The organism is Coleofasciculus sp. LEGE 07092 (assembly GCF_015207375.1).
GTDB lineage: Bacteria > Cyanobacteriota > Cyanobacteriia > Cyanobacteriales > Coleofasciculaceae > LEGE-07092.
On record NZ_JADEWY010000201.1, the window covers coordinates 1 to 8,093 of the forward strand.

Here is an 8,093-nt window from a genome sequence, read left to right on the forward strand (position 1 = left end):
CCGAGAGACGACCTGGGCGTGCGCAAGGGCGCCCAACTACTCGACAAGCTCGAGGAAATGCCCAAGTCCAAGGCCCTGGCCGAACGCGGCGAAACCTGGGGGCCCTATCGCACCCTCGCGGCGCTGTACCTGTGGCGCATCGCCGACTTCGGCACGCCGGACAAGGCGCCGGTCAAGCGCTCGCAGGACTAGCTTCGCCAGCGGGCGCCGGGTGCCAGCACCAGTGCCAGGGTTCGTAGCTAATACCTTGAGGATTGTCTTTGGGGAAGGAAAGTTCAAAGCTGTAACGAGGGGCATTTTTTTCCAGCCACTTGAAGGCAGCGGTTTGCTCGAAGCTGGGACTTAAGTTGGTAGCTGGCGTTCTGCCATCGCCGATATCAATGGCGTAGCCTGTGTGGTGTTCGCTGTAACCGGGAGGAGCGCTGACTTCAGCTCGCTTGGTTGTTACTTGTCCACGCTGGGCTTTAACATCGAAAAACAGGTGCTGTTGGTCTTCAACAGAACGGAAACCAGAAATTGGAACGAGCAGGATACCCTCGGCTTGGGCGGCGGCTGACATGGCTTTGAATTTTTGAGCAGCAGCAGTGCGAAGCTTAATGCGACCATCAGGGGTGATGGGTTGGAGTTCGGAGAGGGGGGCTTCTTCGTAGGGAAGGTGTCCAAGGATATTATCGGTTTCGCTTTGGCTGGCGTCTGAGTTATCTGAGGTGGTGCTATCGACTGATATGGGCGTTGGGGACTCTTCTGTCGTTTTGGGGGCGGGGGTTGGTTGGGATAGCATGAAGCCCATAGCAATCGCTCCCAATCCTAACAAGCCAACACCCATCAAGATGGGCTTCCACCGAGAGCGGCGTCTGATGTCGGGGGTATCCCGCACCGCTACGGGGATATCATCTCCGGGTTGTTCTGAGAGCTTTATTGGTTTTCCTGGGATACCGCCGTTATTCAAAAATCCACTCCTGCACTCGAAATCAATACTTTTTCTTGACTAGCCATTACCAATTTTTAGAGATCGCCTATCTAACTGAAGAGACTCCTAACCCTACTTTCAAGCTATTTGCCAGTCTATCAGCAGCAAAGGCTCGTGTAGTGGTAAAAATTTATTTTCCAGGCGACTGGCGTACTATCGGTCGAGATGCTGGTTTGTTTGCCTGACTATGCCCAGCCCCGATTTAGAGCGTTTAAAACCACTAATCGAAGCTGGTGATTGCAGAGGTTTACGATTTGGATTGGGAGTTGACGGTGACTCGTCCCGATGGCGAAGAAATTAATCAAATTGTAGGAATTGATCGGGAGTGTCAAGAGCAAATTGAGGAACTGGTGGAAAAAGTTCTGGAAATGCTGCCCGATAACAATCAATTGCGGCAATCTGTCATTGCTAGGCAGACGGAAAGGGTTTTAGATTTAGCGTCTGGAACGTTGCCTCAGATTGGGGAAAAGCGGCAAGATCGAGGGGATGGGCAAAAAACGGGCTATGCGTAGCTTGTCAGATCAACTCTGCCCTCACCCCCTACCCCAAGACAGCTACGGCGTACACAGATCTTGTTCTTTGTCATGCAAACCTTGTTGGAACCCCCTAAATCCCCCTTATTAAGGGGGACTTTGACTCTAGTTCCCCCCTTGACAAGGGGGGTTAGGGGGGTAATAGATAGTCAAACCGTGAGGGGGAAGAATAATTATTCAGCAGCGAAGGATTGATGCCATGACGACAGTAACGACTCAAGTAGAAAATTCTCCTTTGGTGTTGCACCTACACCCGGTAATTAATCTGACAGATGAGCAGTTTTTTGAGTTCTGTCAAATTAATCGAGACTTACGAATTGAGCGCACTGCTACAGGAGAATTGCTGATTATGCCCCCCACTGGCTCAGAAACGGGTAATCGGAATGCTAAGTTAATAGTTCAGTTGGGAGTTTGGGCAGAACGTGACGGAACTGGGATTTATTTTGACTCTAGTACAGGCTTTAAGCTTCCCAATGGTGCAGAGCGATCGCCTGATGCGGCTTGGGTGAAGCTAGAACGGTGGAATGCCCTGACTCCCGAACAACAGAAAAAGTTTGCTCCTATTGGTCCTGAGTTTGTGGTGGAGTTGCGTTCTGCTTCTGATAATTTGGAACCACTTAAGACTAAGATGCAGGAGTATATTGACAATGGGACGCTTTTAGGATGGCTGATTGACCGCAAAAATCGGCAGGTTTACATCTATCGTCCTGGAGTAGATGTGGAATGTTTGGAGAATCCGGCTACGGTTAGCTGTGAGTCGGTCTTACCCGGATTTGTGATGGATTTAAGCAAGATTTGGTGAACTCCCCCCAGAATGGGGGGATGCCAAGTAACCCTAATATTCCTGCTGTTGCTAACAAGCTGTTTTCACCTCAAGACCGAGTAAAACCAGATACAAAACACAGTAAATATTGAAAATTAATTATAGGTAAAACTGAAATCAATTGTATTTACTCTAATCAATTTATTTCTTTGTCTGGATTTGATTTATATCACTCAATCGGCTTATAAATGTACTCTCACTCCTTTGATATCTATAGCTATAAGACAAGGGTTTGTTAGATGGTCTTACAGATAGTTAATTTTTTGTTCCTGGAACAAGACACAACTGCGGAAGATGAAAATGAATAAGTAGAGTTGTTTTGGGATTTTAAGGAGTGGTCTAGATCCCCGACTTCTCTAAGAAGTCGGGGATCTCATTGCATCGCGCTTGAGAATGACTAATATGCGAGCTGCTTGGCAGCAGCGCTTACGCGATCGCTATCACAACGGGATGATAGCTGACTCAAGTGTTCTTTTTGTGAGTTGTTCTCTACTGAACCGTTTTCCAATTTCCCTCACCCTTCCCTCGCCTCTTGTGGTGCAGCAACAAGAGGACGCCAATTATCAGAATTTTCCGAAACCGCAGAATCCTGGCTTGTCTCAGTGTGTTTGACAATTGCCTGTAAAAGAAGATAATTCAAAACTGTTCGGATTGCAATAATTGCTGCCAGTTGACCAATATCATTCCACTTAGGAGCAATCGTTGTCTTCAGAATACTTGCCCCAATCAAAAACCCCAATCCCAAGGAGAAGGAGTACCCCATTTCTAAGCGACTTTCCTGAAAAGCATTAGCAGAGTGATAGCTAAACAAAGCGTGTCTGAGGAAGATTGTCAGGGCTTTGATAATTCCTACTGAAATCACGAACAATGCTAGCAACTGACAAATATTAACGACTACACCGTTTAGAGAGCGAACTACAACTTCCATACCTGCATTCATTAAAGAGAAAGCGTTGACCATAGTCCCACAATAAGGGAATTTCATCAGCTTAACCTCTTGCCCAACTGCAATACATTTTCAGAATCTTCAATTTTATGATGAGACTAATAAGCATTTACCTTCCCAAGGGCAATGCTAGCTCCGTATCAAGACAGTAGCTCTTGGAACTTGACTGACTAATCGGTAGGTGGCAGCGTACCTAAGACCTATAACCTAACACCTTAACGGCGCTGGAGAGAGCGCTGGGACGTAAGAAAATGGGAGATTATTTATTACTAGACTAGTATAGACTCCCAAACTAAAACTCACTATAACGTGAAATACATTAAAAAATAACGTAATGAGACGGTATTTTGTAGTTTATGAGAGCATCCCACTCGGTAAGATAGATAGAGATAGGCGTGGAATTGGGATTGTGTCTCATGCTATTGCCCAAAAGACGCTGTAGTTAAAATACTTATGAAGCTACGCTCGTTTTTTTACGTCCTAGCAGCAGGGGTGTCGATGCTGCTGTTAGTTGCCGCTGGCGGCTTTTTCTGGTTAACCTCCCACAGTCCGCTGACTTTACTGCGAGAAACGGCAGTAGTACAGCCAACTGCGGCAATGTTCGTACCCAAACAGGCACCCGTTATGGTGTCACTGCTGGTGAATCCAGACCGCTTGGCAGCATTTCAGCAGCTAGCAACCCGTCCGGGAAACCGAAGGCGAGCGTTAGCTCAATTCAAGGAACTGGAAAACAGTTTACTCTCGAACCTCGATCTGGACTATCAACGAGATATTCAACCGTGGGTCGGAAATGAAATCACTCTGGCAGTCACGTCCCTCGACATTGACCGCAATCGAGAAAATGCCGCTCAACCCGGATACTTAGTAGCTTTTACGACCAAAGACCCGCAAGCCGCACGGGAATCGCTGCAATTGTTTTATTCCCGGCAAGCGATCGCTGGCACAACAGATTTAGTCTTTGAACAGTACAAGGGCGTCAATCTAATTTACAGGCGTCCTATTCCTGGACTAGCTGTTTCTACCGACAGTTCCGCATCCAACTCCACCTCAGAAACCCTAACCAGCGCTATCGTAGGCGATCGCTTCGTCCTCTTTACCAACCATCCCAAGGTATTGCGAGATGCCATCAACAACGTCCAAGTTGGCAACCTCAGCTTGGCAGATGAGCCGGAATACCAGCAAATGCTACAAAGCTTCACCGAACCCCGAATTGGTCTGAGTTTCGTCAATCTGCCAGCACTAGCGGCATGGATTTCCAATCAACCCCTGCCCGTGCGAAATTCCTTTGAGGCATCTCAAACCCTGACCTTTGCGTTCTCCCTAGACCGTCAGGGGTTACTGGCACAGGCAGCCGTTCTTGGCTCGAAGTCAAGTGCGGAAAACCGAACCCCTATTCTTTCTCAACCCGTCGATGCTTTAGATTACATTCCAGCCCAAAGCGCCTTAGCAATTGCTGGGACAGACTTAAACCAACTGTGGCATCAATTTACCGCCGGACTTGCCAGTGAGAATACCCTGAAAGTCCTGATTGATCAAGCGATCGCCACGTGGCAGTCCCGGTGGGGTATCCAACTGCCTCAAGATATCTTCAGTTGGGTGCAAGGAGAATATGCCCTCTCGCTGTTGCCGCGCCCAGACTCAATGAATCCTGACTGGATTTTCGTCGCTCAAAAACGCGACACGGACGCAGTAGCCGCAATTGATCATCTAGATGCTACGGCTAAAAAACGGGGATTGAGTGTCGGGCAACTCAACTTGGGTGAATACCCTATCACCGCCTGGACTAAGTTAGTAACCGCACAAGCACTCGCCAGTAAAACGGACAGATTGGTGAGTTTGAAGGCACAAGTAGATGGAGTTCACGCCTCTGTCGGCAATTACGAGATTTTCACAACATCCCTTGAGGCGATGGACGAAGCATTGAAGGGATTGAATCATTCATTGTTAAAAAGTGATCGCTTTGAGTATGCGATCGCACCCCTGCCAAGGGACAATGATGGTTATCTGTATCTTGACTGGGAAAAAAGTCAAGCATTTATCGAGCGACAGCTACCGATTGTGCGAGTTGTAGAACTCATTGGTAAACCTCTGTTTGACCATTTGCGATCGCTCAGTATCAGTAGCTACGGTATCGATAAGGGCGTGCAGCGCAGTAAGCTGTTTTTTCAGTTAGCGGATCATCCCTCCGGCTAAAGTAGCAATCCACTGGAATAGATTCATTATGAAAATTCCTAGTCCCTAACCTCTACCCCTAGTTGAATGGAACCTACAACCCGACCTAGAATAAAAATTTGCTGCATTGGCAGTGTTGAAGAAGCCAAACAATCCATTCGTTACGGTGCTTCAGCCTTGGGCTTAGTTTCGGAAATGTCCAATGGTTCTAGCTTAGTCTCTGAAGGATTAATTGCCCAAGTCGCCTCAATGGTTCCCCCTGGAGTCTCTTCTTTTTTACTCACGAGTAAGAGCGATACCTTAGCCATTGTTGCCCAGCAACGGCGGTTGGGCGTGAATGCCATCCAGATTTGCGATCGCCTTCAATACGGAACTCACGGCGATTTGCGTCAGGCACTACCGGGAATTGCGATCGTCCAGTCGATTAGCATTACCGGAGAAGAATCGATCAAAGAGGCTTTATTCATAGCCCCTCATGTATCAGCGTTGGTACTCAACTCCAACGATTCATCAGAAACTCAAGAGCTAGGCGATACAGAACAACTTCACAACTGGGAAATCAGCAAGCGTATCCGCGAACTCGTAGATGTGCCAGTTTTCCTAGCCGGAGGACTTACTCCTGACAACGTTGCCGACGCCATCCAAACCGTACAACCCTTTGGAGTGGATGTTTGTAGTGGGGTTCGTACTCAAGGACAATTGGATGAAAGTAAACTCTCCCAATTTTTCAGCCAAGTCTATGCCAGTGCCGATAGCGCCTGACCCTAAAAAAATATCAGCTCTTAGCCCTCATAGTCCAACAGAACTTGCACCCAATGGGGAGGGCGGGGAATTGGATTACCCAAGCGATCGAACAGCACCAGAGCGACAAGATGCACCACAAACAAATAAACGATATTGTTAATGACAATTGCTGTCACAGCGACTGCCTGAATTAGAGTTAGGCTAGGTTGAGCTAGTAACCCCAGCTTCAAAAATCCCCATTCCGTTAGTTCTGTAATCTGACTCATTACATAAACCCAAAGGTCTTCGCTCAAAAGAATAGAGAGCAGCCAAAATCGAAAAAAGAAGCCAAATGTACCGATAATGGCACCCGTTCCAATAGAAAATAACCAATTGGCTTGGCGTTTCCATAACGCACCAAGCTGAATACCCATTAAACCGTAGGGCATGATGTAGAGAATACTGCGGGTTGGTCCTTGAAGTACCGATAGCAACAATCCTGAAACCAATGCCGCCATCCAAGATGCCCGACTACCCCGTCGCAGGTAAACCAAAGCAATGGGTATTGGGAAAAACATCTTCAGCACGGGTCCTAGGGGAAAGTAATAATTAATCAGCCAAATCAAGCTGGCGGTACTAGCGAGAAAAGCCGTTTCCACCATGGTTAAGGGGGTATTAGACTTTAGCTGTTCCTGACTAGAATACTCGGTTTCTGAGTTTAAAGGTTGGTTTTCTGTTTCTTGGGAAAAATTTGGGCGAGAGGATCGGTCATCATCAAAAGATTCACTCATGTAAATTTAGCAGGCATTAATCAATCTTCACTTTAACTCTGCTTTTAGCTAAGGGTTAAATCAATTCCGCCTGTGGGTATCTGGTGTAGTTGACAACTCCTCGACTAATTTACCCTTTCTCTAAGCAATAATTCGCTCTAAAGCAGACAAATCGGGAATAAACATAATATCGCTATCTCGCTTGATCAGTCCCTTCTTTTCTAGCTTAGTCAGAACCCGAGTCACTGTTTCCCGCGCCAATCCACTCAAACTGCTTAATTCTCGGTGAGGTAGGTTGGGAATCTCCGTTCCTTGCTGTTTAAGTTTTCCCTGCCCCTCTGCCAAAAACAGCAACGTGTCTGCGACTCGCGACGTACTATCTGACTCCCGCAGGCGCAGGCGGCGGTTGACTTGACGCAGGCGCTTTGCCATAAGCTGAGATAAGCGAACACCTGCTAGGGGTTCGTTGTGAATCAACTGGACAAAATCCTGGGCGGGTATGCTAGCGATCGTGGTAGGAGTTAGGGTAATGACATCGGTTGAACGAGGAACTTCATCCAGTGCCGCCATTTCCCCAAAGAGTTCTCCTTTCCCTAAAATGTTAAGAGTTACCTCTTTCCCTTCCAGGTTGTAGGTACGAATCTTTGCCCACCCTTCCAAAATAAAGTAAACAGAGCCTCCCCAGTCATTCTCCAGCAAAATAACTCGCTCCTTCGGGTGGCTGCGAGTAACAACGTGAGCGCTGGCTTGCTCCACACTGGCATCCGGTAAGCCAGCAAAAAAAGGAGCTGTGCGAATCAACTCATTAACAGTCGAATTCATTTCGTGTGAGCTGTATCGGTCATCCATGAAGCCAAACCACATTGTATACGTGCTGGATAGGTACGACGAGTCGCCGTTCCCTCTTTTTTTGAGGGGTTTTTCCTGTTTCAACAACAGAAACACAAGCACCTGCCAACCTTTTCAAACGAGTCAGAACGGTCGATCGAACGTTCATCCCTGGTATCGAAACGATGCTACACCGCTTCGACACCGCCTTCAATCGCTAATTCTGCCAGAGATTGAGGGAATTTTCTGAGAACGGACACACAGTTATTATGCTTCATATTAATGAGATTTATGGATTTGGTGAAAATTCTAAAGGTCAGGATAAGGG

The 8,093-nt window shown here is 47.3% G+C and carries 9 protein-coding genes and 1 pseudogene; 6 read left to right on the forward strand and 4 right to left on the reverse strand.

Annotation, left to right across the window (positions count from 1 at the left end; all coding sequences use genetic code 11):
• Positions 1-192, forward strand: a pseudogene (locus tag IQ257_RS28025) (DNA-3-methyladenine glycosylase 2 family protein); the annotation flags it as partial.
• Here IQ257_RS28025 and IQ257_RS28030 read toward each other — a convergent pair.
• A complete protein-coding gene (locus IQ257_RS28030) occupies positions 173-949 on the reverse strand; it encodes a M15 family metallopeptidase (protein ID WP_193933406.1) in 777 nt (258 codons plus the stop codon). The pseudogene IQ257_RS28025 and the gene IQ257_RS28030 overlap by 20 nt on opposite strands.
• Positions 950-984: 35 nt before the next feature.
• On the opposite strand from IQ257_RS28030, the gene IQ257_RS28035 reads away from it, so the two are divergent.
• From IQ257_RS28035 to IQ257_RS28045, 3 genes are all read left to right on the forward strand, one after another.
• The gene (locus tag IQ257_RS28035) at positions 985-1,155 is read left to right on the forward strand and encodes a hypothetical protein (protein WP_193872838.1); all 171 of its coding nucleotides are present in this window, start codon (positions 985-987) and stop codon (positions 1,153-1,155) included.
• 48 nt (positions 1,156-1,203) lie between these two features.
• On the forward strand, positions 1,204-1,482 hold the full coding sequence (locus IQ257_RS28040) for a hypothetical protein (protein ID WP_193872839.1): 279 nt from the start codon (positions 1,204-1,206) through the stop codon (positions 1,480-1,482).
• A gap of 220 nt (positions 1,483-1,702) precedes the next feature.
• A complete protein-coding gene (locus IQ257_RS28045; RefSeq protein ID WP_193872840.1) occupies positions 1,703-2,305 on the forward strand; it encodes a Uma2 family endonuclease in 603 nt (200 codons plus the stop codon).
• Between the two features lie 535 nt (positions 2,306-2,840).
• Here the strand turns inward: IQ257_RS28045 and IQ257_RS28050 are convergent.
• A complete protein-coding gene (locus tag IQ257_RS28050; RefSeq protein WP_193872846.1) occupies positions 2,841-3,266 on the reverse strand; it encodes a DUF1622 domain-containing protein in 426 nt (141 codons plus the stop codon).
• Between the two features lie 459 nt (positions 3,267-3,725).
• On the opposite strand from IQ257_RS28050, the gene IQ257_RS28055 reads away from it, so the two are divergent.
• Positions 3,726-5,465 (forward strand): DUF3352 domain-containing protein, encoded by a 1,740-nt coding sequence (locus tag IQ257_RS28055; RefSeq protein WP_193872841.1) that lies wholly within the window; start codon positions 3,726-3,728, stop codon positions 5,463-5,465.
• A 66-nt stretch (positions 5,466-5,531) separates the two neighbouring features.
• Positions 5,532-6,206, forward strand: a complete 675-nt coding sequence (locus tag IQ257_RS28060; RefSeq protein ID WP_193872842.1) for a phosphoribosylanthranilate isomerase — start codon at positions 5,532-5,534, stop codon at positions 6,204-6,206.
• 20 nt (positions 6,207-6,226) lie between these two features.
• Here the strand turns inward: IQ257_RS28060 and IQ257_RS28065 are convergent, their stop codons facing one another.
• Together IQ257_RS28065 and IQ257_RS28070 are read right to left on the reverse strand one after the other, a co-directional pair.
• Positions 6,227-6,958, reverse strand: a complete 732-nt coding sequence (locus IQ257_RS28065; protein WP_193872843.1) for a DUF2232 domain-containing protein — start codon at positions 6,956-6,958, stop codon at positions 6,227-6,229.
• 120 nt (positions 6,959-7,078) lie between these two features.
• Positions 7,079-7,786, reverse strand: a complete 708-nt coding sequence (locus IQ257_RS28070) for a Crp/Fnr family transcriptional regulator (protein WP_193872847.1) — start codon at positions 7,784-7,786, stop codon at positions 7,079-7,081.
• Between the last annotated feature and the right edge of the window lie 307 nt (positions 7,787-8,093).